The following is a 15,882-nucleotide window of genomic DNA, read 5'->3' as shown; positions in this document are numbered from 1 at the left end:
TGGAGGGGCGTATGTCTGATCTACCCCGGAAGGCGGTAACCCGTACCGTCAAGTTGGCCGCGTTGCCCCTGGGCTTCGCCGGCCGGGCCACATGGGGGCTGGGCAAGCGGATCGGCGGCAAGCCCGCGGAGATGGTGGCCCGTGAGCTGCAACAGCGCACGGCGGACCAGCTGTTCCGTGTACTTGGGGAGCTGAAGGGCGGTGCGATGAAGCTCGGTCAGGCGCTGTCCGTGTTCGAGGCGGCGCTGCCCGAGGAGATGGCCGGTCCCTACCGGGCGGCGCTGACCAAGCTCCAGGAGGCGGCTCCGCCCATGCCGACCCGCACGGTCCACTCGGTACTGCGGGAGCGGCTGGGCGGCGAGTGGCGCGAGCTGTTCCTGGAGTTCGAGGACAAGCCGTCGGCGGCCGCTTCGATCGGCCAGGTGCACCGGGCGGTGTGGCACGACGGGCGCCGGGTGGCGGTGAAGGTGCAGTACCCGGGCGCGGGCGAGGCACTGCTGTCGGACCTCACGCAGCTGAGCCGGTTCGCCCGGATGCTGGGGCCGCTGGTGCCGGGCATGGACATCAAGCCGCTGATCGCGGAGCTGCGGGACCGGGTGGCCGAGGAGCTGGACTACGGTCTGGAGGCGGCGGCCCAGCGGGAGCACGCCGAAGTGTTCGTGGACGATCCGGATGTGGTGGTGCCGGGTGTGGTGCACCATTCCGATCAGGTGCTGGTGACCGAGTGGATCGACGGGATACCACTGGCCGAGGTCATCGCGGACGGCACGCCGGAACAGCGCGACAGGGCCGGACAGTTGCTCGCGCGGTTCCTCTTCTCCGGCCCGGCGCGGACCGGCCTGCTGCACGCGGACCCGCATCCGGGGAACTTCCGGCTGCTGCCGGACGAGGCCGACGAGGAGGACGTCGCGGGCTGGCGGCTCGGTGTGCTGGACTTCGGCACCGTGGACCGGCTGCCCGGCGGTCTGCCGGAAACCATCGGGGCCTCCCTGCGGATGGCCCTGGAGGGCGACTCGGAGGGTGTGTATGAACTGCTCCGGGAGGAGGGGTTCGTCAAGGAGACCATCGATCTCGACCCGGACGCCGTCCTGGAGTACCTCCTGCCGATCATCAAGCCGGCGGAGGCCGACGCGTTCACCTTCACCCGCGACTGGATACGCGGCCAGGCCGCCCGGCTCGCCGATATGCGCTCTCCCGCGCACCAGTTGGGCAAGCGGCTCAACCTGCCGCCGTCGTACCTGCTGATCCACCGGGTGACGTTGAGCACCATCGGGGTGCTGTGCCAGCTGAACGCGACGGTCCGGATGCGCGAAGAGCTGGAGTCGTGGTTGCCCGGCTTCCTGCCCGAGGACGATGCGGATCCGGCCCCGGTGGAGGCGCACGCCTGACCGTGCCTCGCCGCGGGACAAGCCCGCCCGCCTGCGGCCGGCCACCCGGTGGTCGGCCGCGGTGGGGGTCCCCACCAGGAGGAGTCGAGTCTGCTCTCGATGGCTCTCAGGTGGGTCCGGGCGCAGTCGTCGCAGAAGTACAGGCGGCCGCCGTTCTCGACGGAACAGGTCCAGGTCACCGGAAGGCTGTCGGCGGCCGCGCCGCAGCGGGAGCACACCACGTCACGCACACCCGGCTGTGAGGGGGGAGAGATCCGCTCGTTCACCACGGGACGATAACCGCCGGGCGGCCCGGGCCGCGCGCAACGCACCGCGGGGGCCGGCCCGTCAGGACCGGCCCCCACATGGGGATCAGTGCCGCGTCGGCACTAGTTCATGACGGCCATGGCCAGCGCGCGGCGGGCACGCAGGGACACGCGCTCGGCGCGGCGCTGCATGCGCCGGGCGGCGACCAGGCGCAGGGCCTGGCGTTCCGCGTCGGCTTCCGCCATGCGCTGATGCATATGGGCACGAGCCAAGGCTTCTTGGAGGAGTTGCATTTCACGGTTCCTGTTCTGACGCGAGGCGGTCGCGCCGACGGTGCTGAAGACTGGGGTCGCGGAGCCGGACGGCTCGCTGGTGGAAGAGGTCATCGGGGCCTGCTTCTGGGGATCGTGCGTGTGGGGGCGGTCGATGGTTCCGGCTCGGACGTTCATGCCATGACCGGGTTCTTGCGCGGGCGGCCACGGGGCCGCTTCCGGGCGACGACCACACCCTGGACGAAGAGCTCACCGCCCCAGACGCCCCACGGCTCGCGCCGCTCCTTGGCGCCGGCGAGGCAGGCCTCCACAAGCGGGCACGTACGGCACAGCGACTTGGCGTACTCGACGTCGGCCGGCGACTCGGCGAAGAAGACCTCCGGGTCGTAGGAACGGCAGGGGACGGGTACGCCGAGGTTCTCGATGGCGTCGTCGAGCGCGGTGAGCGCGGTGAGGGGAGTCAAGGCGGGGTCCTCCGTGAGACCGGGCGGGGTGATCGTTTCGGAAGGCGGTACGGACGGGGCGTGCGCTTCGAGTTGCACGGTTTCGTTTTCCTCGTCTGGTCGGTCCGGCCTGTTGGCCGGTGGGCTGGTACCGGGTACTGCGTCGTCCCGAGGCTCCTTCGCTCCACTTCGCCCGTTCGGGCAAAACAGAAGGGCCGCGGATCCCGGGTGGGGTTCCGCGGCCCTGAAGGCGCCGGCCTGATCCTGGATCAGGCTGGATCACTCCAGGGTTCGAGCCCACGGAAGGCCCACATCGTGTGGTGCTGCTGCGTCTGCGTCTTGGTTTCGGCACCGGTCGCCGCAAAGGCATAGGCCTGGGCCCTGCCTGCTGCTACTCCTGCTTCCAGTGCCTTGGTCGGTCGCTCACTGCGCTCCCGGACGGGGAGAGCCGCCAGGAGGGTGGCAGGACGCACGGCTGCGAAGCCGGGCAGACCGGTGCTGATGAGCGCCGAACCGGAGAGGCCGAGCGGGCAGACGGAGACGACCGCGCGATCGGTCATTTTGGCGGTGGTGCTGACGGAGCTGCTGTTGATGCTGATCACTGGAATCGCCTCCTCTCGGCGTCTCGGGAGGGGATCGGTCGGAACCGGTCCCGCACGTATTCGGATAAGTACAGCACGAAGCGAGGGCTTCGGAGAAGCCGCTGTTTCCGTGGTTAAGAACCTATGGGGCTTGACGGGGCGGGCGCAAACTATTTTTCCGCCGAGTTTGGATCAGTCCTCCTCGCCATCCTGATCACGCTCCTGACCTGCGCAGATGGCGAGAACATCGGCGCCGAAGCGGTCGAGCTTGCGGACACCGACACCGGAGATGCGAGCCAGCTCGCCGTCCGTGGCGGGGACGGTCTCGGCGATCGCCATCAGCGTCTTGTCGGTGAAGACGCAGTACGGGGGCTGGCCGAGCTGCTTCGCCTGCCCCGAGCGCCACTCCCGCAGCCGCTCGTACAGGCCCTCGTCCATGTCGGACGGGCAGTCCTCGCAGCGCGTCAGCTTCATCTCGCCCGCGTCGGTGAGCGTCGCGCCGCACACCCGGCACCGCACCGGCCCACGGCGCCCGCGCCGCGTGACCGCCACCGCACCGCCGCCCCGCTCGACACCGGCACCTCCCCCCGCGGTACGGGCCCCCGGTGCGGCGGAGCCGGGGCGCAGCCCGGTCAGGAACCGGGTCGGACGACGCGAGGCGCGGCCACCCGGGGTACGGGCGAGCGCCCAGGAGAGCGAGAGGTGGAGCCGGGCGCGGGTGACGCCCACGTACAGCAGGCGCCGCTCCTCCTCGACCTGCTCGTCGGTCTTGGCGTAGGTGATCGGCACCATGCCCTCGGTGAGGCCGACGAGGAACACGGCGTCCCATTCCAGGCCCTTGGCGGAGTGCAGCGAGGCGAGGGTGACGCCCTGCACCGTGGGCGCGTGCTGGGCGGCGGCCCGCTCGTCGAGCTCCGCGACCAGGTCGCCGAGGGTCGCCCCGGGCCGGGCGCGCGCGAAGTCCTCGGCGAGCCGGACCAGCGCCGACAGGGACTCCCAGCGGTCACGGACCGCACCCGAGCCGGTCGGCGGCTCGCTGGTCCAGCCCTTGGTGGACAGTACGGCCCGCACCTGCGAGGGCAGATCCTCGACGTCGTCCAGCAGGGAGTCGTTACCCCCGGCCCGGGCGGCGCCGCGCAGGGCGACGCCCGCTTCCCGTACCTCGGCGCGCTCGAAGAAGCGCTCGGCGCCGCGCAGCTGGTAGGGCACGCCCGCGTCGGCGAGGGCCTGCTCGTAGACCTCCGACTGGGCGTTGATCCGGTAGAGAACGGCGATCTCGCCCGCCGGGACGCCGGCGGCGATCAGGTCGCGGACGCGGCGGGCGGTGCCCTCGGCCTCGGCCGGTTCGTCGGCGTACTCGGCGTAGACGGGTTCGGGACCAGGGTCCCGCTGGGAGATCAGCTCCAGGCGGTGCTCGGCGGCACGGCCGCGGGCCTGGGCGAGCAGCCCGTTGGCCAAGTGGACGACCTGGGGTGTCGAGCGGTAGTCGCGGACCAGCTTGACCACGGTGGCGTTGGGGTGCCGGGTGCGGAAGTTCAGCAGGTGGTCGGGGGTGGCGCCGGTGAAGGAGTAGATCGTCTGGCTGGCGTCGCCCACGACGCACAGGTTGTCGCGGTCTCCGAGCCACAGGTCGAGCAGGCGCTGCTGGAGCGGTGACACGTCCTGGTACTCGTCCACCACGAAGTGCTGGTACTGGCTGCGGATCCGGTCGGCGATGTCGTGCCGGTCCTGGAGGATGCCGACGGTCAGCAGCAGGACGTCCTCGAAGTCGATGGCCGAGCGGTCCCGCTTCAGCTGCTCGTACATGGCATAGATCTGGCCGATCTCGGCGGGGTCTCGCGGGGCGTCCCGCTGTGCCTTGGCGACCGCCGCCGGGTAGTCGGCCGGGACGGTCTGGGTGACCTTGGCCCACTCGATCTCGCTCGTGACGTCCCGCAGCTCATTGCGGTCGAGCCGGATGCGGCACCGGGCGCCCGCCTCCGCGACCAGCTGGACTTTCCGCTCCAGCAGCCTGGGCAGTTCGCCACCGACGGCTTTCGGCCAGAAGTACTGGAGCTGCCGGAGGGCGGCCGAGTGGAACGTACGCGCCTGGACGCCACCGGCGCCGAGCTGCCGCAGCCGGCCGCGCATCTCGCCGGCGGCGCGGTTGGTGAAGGTGACGGCCAGCACACTGCTCGGCTGGAGTATGCCCGCACGGACGCCGTACGCGATGCGGTGGGTGATCGCGCGGGTCTTGCCCGTGCCGGCGCCCGCCAGGACGCACACCGGACCGTGCAGGGCGGTCGCCACCTCGCGCTGCTCGGGGTCCAGCCCGTCGAGCACCGCGTCGGCATCCCGGGGCGGCGCCATGAACTGGCTCGGGCCCGGTACCTGCGGGAAGAGAGTGGAGTGCGTTGCTGCTGTCACCCTGCCATGCTGCCAGGTCGCCCGAGGCGGACGGGACGGTTGTCCACAGGGCCGGCACCGCGGTCGTACTAATCCGGGAATGGTGGGGCCGGTTCGTGCGGGAATGGTGGCGCCGAGATGTACGTTCTGCTTCCTGGTGCCCCGAGGCACCCACCCCCAGCGACACCGAGGAGCGCAGACGATGCAGGGCAGCCTGACGATGTACAGCACGACGTGGTGCGGTTACTGCCGGCGGCTGAAGAGCCAGATGGACCGTGAAGGCATCGCGTACACCGAGGTCAACATCGAGCAGGACCCGGAGTCGGCCGCGTTCGTGGAGAAGGCCAACGGGGGCAACCAGACCGTCCCGACCGTGCTCTTCGCGGACGGGACGACGCTGACGAACCCCTCGCTTGCCCAGGTGAAGCAGAAGATCGGCGCCTGATCGGCGACCGCCGCTACACCACGTTCCCGGGCTTCGGCAGCGGCTTGCCGTACCAGAGCTCGATCAGACGGGCCGCGATCGAGATTCCGTAGGGGGGAAGCACCTCGCCGGACTCGAACGCGGCCCGCAGCTCTTCCCGGGAGAACCAGCGGGCCTCCTCGATCTCGTCGCCGTCCACGTCGATCTCGGACGATGTCGCCCGCGCCATGAAGCCCAGCATCAGGCTGGAGGGGAACGGCCACGGCTGGCTGGCGACGTACTCCACCTCGCCGACCGTCACACCGGCCTCCTCGAAGACCTCCCGGGCCACCGACTGCTCGATCGACTCGCCCGGCTCGACGAAGCCCGCCAGCGTCGAGAAGCGGCCCTCCGGCCAGTGGACCTGCCGGCCCAGCAGCGCCCGGTCCTCCTCGTCCGTCACCAGCATGATCACCGCCGGGTCGGTACGCGGGTAGTGCTCGGCGCCGCAGGCCGGGCAGCGGCGGATGTGACCGGCTGCCGCGATCACCGTGCGCTGGCCGCAGCGCGAGCAGAAGCGGTGCAGGCGCTGCCAGTTCTCCAGCGCCACCGCGTGCACCATGAGCCCCGCGTCACGCGGGGACAGCAGCAGCCCGGCCTCGCGCAGACCGGCCGGCCGCGCTGACTGGTCCATGCGGCCGGGCAGGGAGTCCTTCTGCAGCGCGAAGTAGCTGACGCCCTCCTCGTCCGTGCCCAGGAAGTACCGGTGGGTCTCGGTGACGGGCGCCTCGAAGGCGGGGGTCATGACCAGTTCGGTGCGGCCGTCGGGGGTGTCGTCGATCAGGGTCTGGCCGCCGGACACCACGAAGACCCGGGTCGTCGGGTGGCTCCACGCCGCGGCCAGCCACGCCTCGTCGAGACGGTGGTGGGCCGCGCGGTCGATGCCGCTCGGGGCGGTGAGGCCGATCGGACGGTACAGGGCCTCGTTACTGATGGTGGTCACTGTGCTTCCAACTCCCCCGGTGGATGGGTTCTCCTGGGTGTCTGTTCAGCTGGGTGCCGTTGGGCGGGTGCGGCTCAGCGGAGGGCATCGGACAGGTCGCCCCACAGGTGGGCGGCTGTCTCCACGCCCTTGAGCAGCAGGTCCAGCTCCACCTTCTCGTTCGGCGCGTGCCAGCCGTCGGACGGCACGGAGATGCCCAGGAACAGCACCGGCGCGTCCAGTACGTCCTGGAGGTCAGCGGCGGGGCCCGAACCGCCCTCGCGGGTGAAGCGGATCTTCGCGCCGTCGAAGGCCCGGCTCATCGACCGTACGACCGACTGGAGGGCCGGGTGGTCGAGGGGCGTCAGGCACGGTCGGGTCGGCGCACCGAAGGTGATCTTGTGGCGGACGCCGGCCGGGACGCGGGCGCCCACCCATGCGCGTACGGCCACCTCGATCGCGGAGGGGTCCTGGCCGGAGACCAGGCGGAACGACAGCTTCAGTCGTGCGGACGAGGGGATGATCGTCTTGCCGCCGGGGCCCTGGTAGCCGCCGCCGATGCCGTTGACCTCGGCGGTCGGGCGGGCCCACACCCGCTCCAGGGTGGAGTAGCCCGCCTCGCCCAGCGTCCCGTACGACTTGGCGGTCGTCAGCCAGGCGTCCTCGTCGAAGGGCAACTCCGCGATCAGTTCTCGCTCGGCGCCGGTGAGCGCCGCGACGCCGTCGTAGAAGCCGGGGATCGTGACCTGCTCGTGCTCGTCGTGGAGCGCGGCGACGATACGGGCGGCCACTGTGGCCGGGTTCGGCACGGCGCCGCCGAAGGATCCGGAGTGGATGTCCTGGTCCGGTCCGTACAGCTCGATCTCGCAGTCCGCCAGGCCGCGCATGCCGGTGCACACGGTGGGCGTCGTCTCCGACCACATGCCCGTGTCCGAGACGACCACGGCGTCCGCGGCGAGACGGTCGCGGTGACGCTCGACCAGCGCCCGGAAGTTCGGGGAGCCGGACTCCTCCTCACCCTCCACCAGCAGCTTGAGGTTGACGGCGGGGGCGGTACGACCGGTCAGCGCGAGATGCGCGCGCACACCCAGGGTGTGGAAGAACACCTGGCCCTTGTCGTCGGCGGCACCGCGCGCGTGGAGCCGGTTCCCGCGGATCACCGGCTCGAAGGGGTCGGTGTCCCAGCCGTCCTCGCGGGCGGCCGGCTGGACGTCGTGATGGCCGTAGACCAGGACGGTGGGAGCGTCCTCCTCGCCGGAGGGCCACTCGGCGTAGACCGCCGGGGCACCGTCCGTCTCCCACACCTCGGCGACCGGGAAACCGGTCTCCCCGAGCTTCCCCACGAGCCACTCGGCGCTGCGCCGTACGTCCGGGGCGTGCACGGGCTGCGCCGACACGGACGGGATGCGCAGCCACTCGACGAGGTCGTCGAGGAAGGCGGCGCGGTGCTGCTCTATGTATGCACGTACGGTCTGGACGGCGCTGTCCGGGGTGTCGCTCATGCCCCGAGCCTATCCGGCACCGGGGGGCGTCCCGCCGGCCGTCCCACGGAGCAGGACGCGCTCGATCGCGTCGCGTCCGGGGAGGTCGTCCGGGCGGACGACTTCTCCCGTGCGTACGTAGACGAAGGCTGCCGTCACCGCCTCGAGCGGCAGCCCGTGCTGCTCGGCCCAGGCGAGCCGGTACACCGCGAGCTGGAGGGGGTCCGCGGTACGGGAGCGGTTGGTCTTCCAGTCGACGATCTCGTACGTCACGGCGCCGGTGTCCGGGTCGACGTCGCGGTAGACGGCGTCGATACGGCCGCGGACGACCCGGCCGGCGAGGGCGAGCTGGAACGGCGCCTCCACGCGATGGGGTGTGCGGTGGGCGTAGACGGTGTTCTCGAACGCCTCCTTCAGCGCGGCCAGGTCCCGCTCGTCGGCGATCTCCGGCTCATCGGCGTACACCTCCCCGCCGGGCAGTTCGTCGGGGCCCAGCATCGGCAGTGGCAGCTCCTCGAACCGGGCCTCCACCCAGGCGTGGAACCGTGTCCCGCGCCGGGCGGCGGGCTGAGGGGGGCGCGGCATGGGGCGGGCCAGCTCCTGCGCGAAGCCGTCCGGGTCGGCGGCCAGGCGCAGCAGCTGGGAGGCGGACAGGGACGCCGGGAGGAGGACGTCACGGGTGGTGGCGCGGGCGCGGAGGAGCTCCCCGGTGAGGGCGTCGAGGTCGCGGTCCCAGGAGGCGATGGCGCGGGCCTCCTCGGGCGTGAGGCGCTCCCCGGTCGTGCGGGACTCCCCGGGCGTGAGGCGCTCCCCGGGCATGAGGGGCTCCCCGGTCGTGCGGCGCTCCTCCTCGAGCGGGCGCGGGTGGAACGCGCCTCCGGCGTCCCCCGGGGCGTCGGACGCGGCGGGGCGGGGGGCGGGGACGTACGGCTGGTGGGCGGTGCCGGTGCCCTCGGGACCGGTGCCCTCTCCGCCCCCGGCGGCGGGCAGGGGGCCGCCGGGCGACTCGGCGGACCAGGCGTCCCAGTCGGCGAGGTCGGCCAGGTCGGCGAGGTCGTCGGGCCACGCCTCGTCGGGGTCGGGGTGGCCGGGATACTCGTGGTCGGGCACGCCGGGGCGACCCGGATGCCCGGAGTGGCCGAGGTGGTCCGCGTCCTGGTGGTCGCGGCCCGGGACGTCCGGGTCGGCGAACTCGACGGCCGGGGCGTCGGCCTGTGAGGGCTCCGGCAGGGAGTCCAGGTACTCCATGACCTTGTCGGCGGCCGCGCGGCGCCGGGTCAGTGAGGCGGGGTCCAGAGGCAGCGGCCAGGCGTGGTCGGCCGTGGCCTCCTGGAGCATAGGGTTCTCGGCGTCCTCGTCCGGTTCGTCCGCCCAGGCCTCGATCTCACCGGAGCCCGCCGCGCAGTGATCGTACAGCGCGTGCAGGAACGGGGACGGGCCCCGCGGCCGCTTCTGCGAGGGGCCCCACCAGTGGGCCGAGCCCAGCAGGAGGGAACGGGGACGGGTGAAGGTCACGTACCCCAGGCGCAGCTCCTCGGTGTGCTGATGGTCCTTCATCGCCTCCTTGAACGCCTTCAGCGACGGGGCGTCCCAGTCGTCGACCGCCGGGAGGGTCGGGGAGTCACCGCGCAGCGCGTGCGGGAGGACCTGCGGCTGGGAGGTCCACGACTCGCGGGACCTGGCGCTGGGGAACTGGGAGGCCACCAGGCCCGGGACGGCGACGACGTCCCACTCCAGGCCCTTGGACTTGTGGGCGGTCAGCACCTTGACGGTGTTCTCGCCACCCGGCAGGGCGTTGTCCAGTCCCTTCTCGTACTGGGCGGCCGTGCGCAGGAAGCCCAGAAAGGCCAGCAGGGTCGCCTCGCCGTCCAGCGAGGCGAAACCGGCCGCTATGTCGAGGAAGTTCGAGAGCGTCTCCCGGCGGCGGGCCGCCAGGGCGTGCGGGGAGGCGGACAGCTCGACCTCCAGGCCGGTCGCGCCCAGGATCCGGTGCAGGACGTCCATCAGGGGGTCGGCCAGGGAGCGCCGCAGGTCGCGCAGCTCGGTGGCGAGCCGGGCGAACCGTACCCGCGCCTCGGCGGAGAACGGCAGGCCGTCGTCCGCCCCGGCCGGTTCGAGGAAGGTGTCCAGGGCGTCGGCGAGCGACACCACCTCGGCCGGGTCCACGCCTTCGACCGCCGCCGCCAGGCGCTCGTCGGAATCCGTGGCCCCGTCGTCCCGGGAACGGTGCACCAGGAGCCGGGCGCGGCGGCCGAGCAGGGCCAGGTCGCGGGCGCCGATCCGCCAGCGGGGCCCGGTGAGCAGCCGTACGAGCGAGGCGTTGGCGCCCGGGTCCTGGAGGACGTCGCAGACCGCCACCAGGTCGGCGACCTCCGGCAGGTGCAGCAGTCCGGACAGGCCCACGACCTCGACGGGTACGTCCCTCGCGACCAGGGCGGCCTGGATCTCGGGGAAGTCGGTCGCGGTGCGGCACAGGACGGCGATGTCCCCGGGTTCCTTGCCCGTGCGTACGAGGTGGGCGATGGAGTCGGCCAGCCAGGCCAGCTCCTCCGCCTGGGTGGGCAGCAGGGCGATCCGGACGGTGCCGTCGCGCTCCGCTCCGGGCGCCGGTCGCAGTGCCTCCACGCCCGCGTGCATGGCGCGCAACGGCTCGGCGAGCCCGTTGGCGAGGTCCAGGAGACGGCCGCCGCTGCGGCGGTTCTCGCTGAGCGAGAAGCGGCCGGCGGGGGCCCCGTCCGCGTACGGGAAGTGCTCGGGGAAGTCGTCCAGGTTCGCCACGGACGCGCCGCGCCACCCGTAGATCGCCTGGCAAGGGTCGCCCACGGCGGTGACCGGGTGTCCGGTGCCTCCGCCGAACAGTCCGGACAGCAGGAGCCGCTGTGCGACGGACGTGTCCTGGTACTCGTCCAGGAGCACGACCCGGAACTCGTCCCGCAGGATCGCGCCCGCCTCGGGCCGGGTGAGGGCCAGCTCGGCGGAGAGCGCGATCTGGTCGCCGAAGTCGAGCAGGTCGCGCTCGCGCTTGGCCGCGCGGTACCGAATCACGAGGTCGGTGAGCTCGCGGCGGGCGGCGGCGGCCTCCGGGACCTTGCGGAGGTCGGCGTTGGTGAGGCGGGCGCCCGCGAGGGCGGCGAGCAGTTCCGCGTCGTGGCGGAGGAGGTCGGCGGGGCGTACGAGGTGCTCGGCGAGCTCGGCGTCGAGGGCGAGCAGGTCGCTGACGAGGGTGGGGAAGGACTTGGTCAGGGCGGGGTACGGTCCGGGCGCCTCGCGCAGCACCCGGGCGGCGAGCTGGTAGCGGGTGGCGTCGGCGAGGAGGCGGGCGGTGGGCTCCAGACCGATGCGCAGGCCGTGGTCGGTGAGGAGCTGCCCGGCGAAGGCGTGGTACGTGGAGATGCGCGGTTCGCCGGGCGGATTGTCCGGGTCGATGACGTCCGGGTCGGTCACCCCGGCCCGGACGAGTGCCCTGCGGACGCGCTCGGCCAGCTCGCCGGCGGCCTTGTTGGTGAACGTCAGGCCGAGGACCTGCTCGGGGGCGACCTGGCCCGTGCCGACCAGCCAGACCACCCGGGCGGCCATCACCGTGGTCTTGCCGGAACCGGCGCCGGCCACGATGACCTGCGGGGCGGGCGGCGCGGTGATGCAGGCCGTCTGCTCCGGGGTGAACGGGATGCCGAGGAGCTCCTTGAGTTGCTCGGGGTCGGTCAGGCGAGGGGTCACGGTCAACGAGGCTAACCGGCCCCACTGACAGTTCTCATTCCACGATGTGGCGGCCCTCGGGCCGGGCGCTGCACGAGGCCCGGAACGCGCAGTGGTCGCAGTGCTTGCCGGTGGAGGGGGTGAAACGTTCGTCCAGTACGCGGCCGGCGGCGGTCGCGAGCAGTTCGCCGGCCCACTCCCCGCTGAGCGGCTCCTGCGCCTGCACCTTGGGCAGCCGCTCCCCGCCCTCCTTCTTCGGCGCGGCCTGGCGCAGCTGGACGAGCTCGGCGCCGCCGGGCTCGGGCCGGCGGCCGCCGAAGACCTCGTCGACGGCGCCCTCGCGGACGGCGAGCTGGTACACGGCGAGCTGCGGGTGGCGGGCGACCTCGTCCCTGGTGGGGGCGGACTTGCCGGTCTTGAAGTCGACGACGTAGGCCCGGCCGTGCTCGTCGGCCTCGACGCGGTCCATGGAGCCTCGGATCCGTACCTCGTACTCCCCCGCTTCCAGGGTGACGTCGAAATCGTGCTCGGTGGCGGCGGGGGTGCGGCCCGCGCGGTCCATGACGTGCCAGCGCAGGAACCTCTCCAGCGCCACGCGCGCGTGCTCCTTCTCCTGGGCGGACTTCCAGGGGGCGTCGAAGGCGAGCGCGTCCCAGACGGAGTCGAGCCGCTCCATGAGGACGGCCAGGTCGGCGGGGGTGCGGCCGGAGGCCACCTCGTCGGCGAGGACGTGGACGACGTTGCCGAACCCCTGCGCGGCGGTGGCGGGGGCGTCCGCCTTGACCTCGCGCCCCAGGAACCACTGGAGGGCGCAGGTGTTCGCGAGCTGGTCGAGGGCGCTGCCGGAGAGCGCGACGGGGTGGTCCCGGTCCCGGAGGGGGACGGCGGTGTGGGTCGGCTCGTACAGGCCCCACCAGCGGTAGGGGTGGGCGGCGGGTACGAGTGGCTGCCCCTCGTCGTCGGTGAGCGCGGCGAGCCGGGCGAGACGCCGGGCGGCGGCGTCACGCAGGGCGGGGGACGCGTCGGGGTCGACGGTGGTGGCGCGCAGTTCGGCGACGAGGGCGGCCACGGCGAGGGGGCGGCGGGGGCGGCCGGTCACGTCCTTCGGCTCGACGCCGAGTTCGGTGAGGAACCGGGAGGGCTGGTCGCCGTCGTCGGCGGGTGCCTTGACGGCGGTGACGACGAGCCGGTCGCGGGCGCGGGTGGCGGCCACGTAGAAGAGCCGTCGCTCCTCGGCGAGGAGGGCGCCGGGGGTGAGGGGCTCGGCGATGCCGTCCCGGCCGATGCGGTCGGCCTCCAGGAGGGAACCGCGGCGGCGCAGGTCGGGCCAGAGTCCCTCCTGTACTCCGGCCACGACGACCAGGCCCCATTCGAGCCCCTTGGCGCGGTGGGCGGTCATCAGGCGTACGGCGTCGGGGCGTACGGGCCGCTTGGAGAGGGTGTCGGCGGCGATGTCCTGGGCGTCGAGCTCCTCCAGGAAGTTCAGGGCTCCGCGGCCGCCGGTGCGCTCCTCGGCGCGGGCGGCGGTGTCGAAGAGGGCACACACGGCGTCGAGGTCGCGGTCGGCGTTGCGGCCGGCCGGGCCGCCCCTGAGCGCGGCGCGCTGCAGACGGGCGGGCCACGGGGTGCCGTCCCACAGGAGCCAGAGGGCCTCCTCGGCGGTGCCGCCGCCCGCGAGGAGCGCGCGGGTGCGGCGCAGCAGGTCGCCGAGCCGCTGGGCGCCGCGGGCGTAGGAGGGGTCGTGTGCGACGAGTCGCTCGGGCTCGGCGAGCGCGCGGGCGAGCAGGGCGTCGGAGGGCGGCGGGACCTTGTTGCCGCCGGCCCGCTCCTCGTCCCGCAGGGCCCGTCCCAGGCGGCGCAGGTCGGCGGCGTCCATGCCGCCGAGGGGCGAGGCGAGCAGGCTGATCGCCGTCTCGGTGTCGAGCCACGGCCGGTTCTCCGCCGGAGCGGCGTCCCGCTCCGCGGATGCGGCGCCGGGCACGTCGGGCCCGGTGCCCGGCCCAGCCGCCCGGGCGCTCGGCAAGTCCGCCCCCGTGGCCCCCGGGCCCGCCGCCGTAGCCTCGGGGCTCGCCCCCGTGGCCCCCGGGCCCGCCCCCGTGGCCTCGGGGCCCGCATCCGGGGCCCCCGGGCCCGCATCCGCACCGGGCGGGTACGCCTCCATGATCCCCGCGTCCGTCTCCGGGCCCGGCGGGTCCGCCTCCATGGCCCCCGGCTCCGCCTCAGGGCCCGGCTCGGCCTGCTCGGCGAACGGGGCCGCGGGGCCCCCGGAGACCGCGGGCGCCTCGGAGGCCGCAGGGCCCCTGAAGGCCACGGGCTCCCCGGAGGGCTCCGCCGGCTCCCCGGACAAGGCCGACGGTTCGCCGGCCGGGACAACCGGCTCCTCGGCCGCCCGCACCGGCTCCTCGGCCGCTCCCACCGACCCTTCGGCCGCCCCCACCGGCCCCCCAAACGCGCCCCTCGGACGCTCGGGCCGGGCCACCGCCGGCTCCTCGGACGGCGCCGGGGAGCCCCCCCGCACGGGCGGGGTGAGGCCTTCCTGCGTCGCCGCCGCCCGCAAGGCGGCCAGCAGGGGGGCGACCGCCGGTTCGTGGCGCAGCGGGACGTCGTTGCCGTCGACCTCGACCGGCACGCCCGCCGAGGTGAGCGCGCGGCGGAGGGTGGGGATGGTGCGGCCGCCCGCGCGGACCAGGACCGCCATGTCGTTCCAGCGGACGCCCTCCTCCAGGTGGGCGCGCCGCAGGATGTCCGCGATGTTGTCGACCTCCGTGGAGGGGGTCGGGAAGGTATACGTCTCGACCCGGCCGCCGCCCCGCGGCGCCGCCAGGTCCCGGTGCGCGCGCGCCTTGTCCGCGGGCAGGCGCGGCAGGGGCATCCGGGTCGTCAGCAGCCGGGTGGCGGACAGCAGCGCGGCGCCCGAGCGGCGCGAGGTGGTGAGGACGGCGACCGGCGACGGGGCGCCGTCTGCGCGGCGGAACGTGCCGGGGAAGTCCAGGATCCCGTTGACGTCCGCGCCCCGGAACGCGTAGATCGACTGGTCCGGGTCGCCGAACGCGTAGAGCGTCCGCCCGCCGCCCGCCAGCGCCCGCAGCAGCCGGACCTGCGCCGGGTCGGTGTCCTGGTACTCGTCGACGAACACGGCGTCGTAGTCGGGCAGCGTCGCCTCTTCCGCCAGCAGCACCGCCCGGTGGACCAGTTCCGCGTAGTCCAGCACGCCCTGCATGTCGAGCACGTCCAGGTACTCGGCGAGGAACGCCGCCGCCGCCGACCAGTCCCGCCGCCCGGTGCGCGCCGCGAAGTCCGCCAGGGCGCGGGGGCCGAGGCCCAGCTCACGGGAGCGGGCGAGGACGGCCCGCACCTCGTCGGCGAAACCCCGCGTGGTCAGGCAGGCGCGCAGCTCGTCGGGCCACTGGATACGGGCGAGGCCCTCCTGCTCCAGGCCGAGCTGGCCGGCCAGCAGCTCACGCACGGCCAGGTCCTGTTCCGGGCCCGACATCAGGCGCAGGGGCTCCGAGAAGAGGGCCGCGTCCTGGTGGGCGCGGACGAGGGCGTAACAGAAGGAGTGGAACGTGGTGGCCTGGGGGGCGCGCACCCCGCCGATCCTCGCCGCCATGCGGTCGCGCAGTTCCACGGCCGCCTTGCGGCTGAAGGTGAGGACCAGGATCCGGTCCGGGTCGACGCCCTTGGCGATCCGGGCGGCGACCGCCTCCACCAGCGTCGTCGTCTTGCCGGTCCCCGGACCGGCGAGGACCAGGAGCGGCCCGCCGGAGTGGTCAACCACGGCGCGCTGCGATGCGTCCAGAAGAGGGGGAGCCACCGGAGCCGGCGGGGTACGGACCAGTCGGTACGCGCCCGGGGTGCGCCCGCGAGACGGCGTACGCCCGGTGGTAGTCGAGGAGGAGCTCACGTGGATCGCCGGTCCTGGTGGGTGTGCTGGTGCTGAGGATGCTGGGAAGGGAGTGCGGGGAGCACGCCATGCGCGACGACGTTACGCGTACTCCGTACGGT

General features: G+C 73.4%; 10 protein-coding genes and 1 pseudogene. 2 read left to right on the top strand and 9 right to left on the bottom strand.

Going from position 1 to position 15,882, the window contains the following annotated elements:
- Positions 1-11: 11 nt before the first annotated feature.
- Positions 12-1,388, top strand: coding sequence for an ABC1 kinase family protein (locus tag ABD347_RS27775; protein ID WP_344366353.1), 1,377 nt, complete (start codon positions 12-14; stop codon positions 1,386-1,388).
- 71 nt (positions 1,389-1,459) lie between these two features.
- On the opposite strand, the pseudogene ABD347_RS27770 reads toward ABD347_RS27775, so the two are convergent.
- From ABD347_RS27770 to ABD347_RS27750, 5 genes and pseudogenes are all read right to left on the bottom strand, one after another.
- Positions 1,460-1,654: pseudogene (locus ABD347_RS27770) on the bottom strand (hypothetical protein); the annotation flags it as partial.
- A 102-nt stretch (positions 1,655-1,756) separates the two neighbouring features.
- A complete protein-coding gene (locus ABD347_RS27765) occupies positions 1,757-2,083 on the bottom strand; it encodes a hypothetical protein (protein WP_344366350.1) in 327 nt (108 codons plus the stop codon).
- Positions 2,080-2,448: a WhiB family transcriptional regulator gene (locus ABD347_RS27760; protein ID WP_344366348.1), complete on the bottom strand. Its 369-nt coding sequence runs from the start codon at positions 2,446-2,448 to the stop codon at positions 2,080-2,082. Before ABD347_RS27760 ends, ABD347_RS27765 begins: the two co-directional genes overlap by 4 nt.
- A gap of 170 nt (positions 2,449-2,618) precedes the next feature.
- Positions 2,619-2,951 (bottom strand): hypothetical protein, encoded by a 333-nt coding sequence (locus tag ABD347_RS27755; RefSeq protein WP_344366346.1) that lies wholly within the window; start codon positions 2,949-2,951, stop codon positions 2,619-2,621.
- 171 nt (positions 2,952-3,122) lie between these two features.
- Positions 3,123-5,336: an ATP-dependent DNA helicase UvrD2 gene (locus tag ABD347_RS27750; protein ID WP_344366344.1), complete on the bottom strand. Its 2,214-nt coding sequence runs from the start codon at positions 5,334-5,336 to the stop codon at positions 3,123-3,125.
- A gap of 181 nt (positions 5,337-5,517) precedes the next feature.
- On the opposite strand from ABD347_RS27750, the gene ABD347_RS27745 reads away from it, so the two are divergent.
- On the top strand, positions 5,518-5,760 hold the full coding sequence (locus ABD347_RS27745; RefSeq protein ID WP_064068479.1) for a mycoredoxin: 243 nt from the start codon (positions 5,518-5,520) through the stop codon (positions 5,758-5,760).
- 13 nt (positions 5,761-5,773) lie between these two features.
- Here the strand turns inward: ABD347_RS27745 and nudC are convergent, their stop codons facing one another.
- The 4 genes from nudC to ABD347_RS27725 all read right to left on the bottom strand — a co-directional run bounded on the left by nudC (position 5,774) and on the right by ABD347_RS27725 (position 15,655).
- Positions 5,774-6,721: an NAD(+) diphosphatase gene (nudC, locus tag ABD347_RS27740; RefSeq protein WP_344366342.1), complete on the bottom strand. Its 948-nt coding sequence runs from the start codon at positions 6,719-6,721 to the stop codon at positions 5,774-5,776.
- A 74-nt stretch (positions 6,722-6,795) separates the two neighbouring features.
- Positions 6,796-8,202, bottom strand: coding sequence for a dipeptidase (locus ABD347_RS27735; protein WP_344366341.1), 1,407 nt, complete (start codon positions 8,200-8,202; stop codon positions 6,796-6,798).
- Positions 8,203-8,211: 9 nt separating this feature from the next.
- Complete coding sequence (locus ABD347_RS27730; RefSeq protein WP_344366340.1) at positions 8,212-11,898, bottom strand: ATP-dependent helicase; 3,687 nt, start codon at positions 11,896-11,898, stop codon at positions 8,212-8,214.
- Positions 11,899-11,932: 34 nt separating this feature from the next.
- The gene (locus tag ABD347_RS27725) at positions 11,933-15,655 is read right to left on the bottom strand and encodes a UvrD-helicase domain-containing protein (protein WP_425575785.1); all 3,723 of its coding nucleotides are present in this window, start codon (positions 15,653-15,655) and stop codon (positions 11,933-11,935) included.
- Positions 15,656-15,882 lie beyond the last annotated feature (227 nt).

This window comes from Streptomyces gobitricini, from assembly GCF_039532985.1.
GTDB classification, from domain to species: Bacteria; Actinomycetota; Actinomycetes; order Streptomycetales; family Streptomycetaceae; genus Streptomyces; species Streptomyces gobitricini.
Note: the sequence above shows the minus strand (reverse complement) of the source record. Positions and strands in the feature narration are given on the sequence as shown.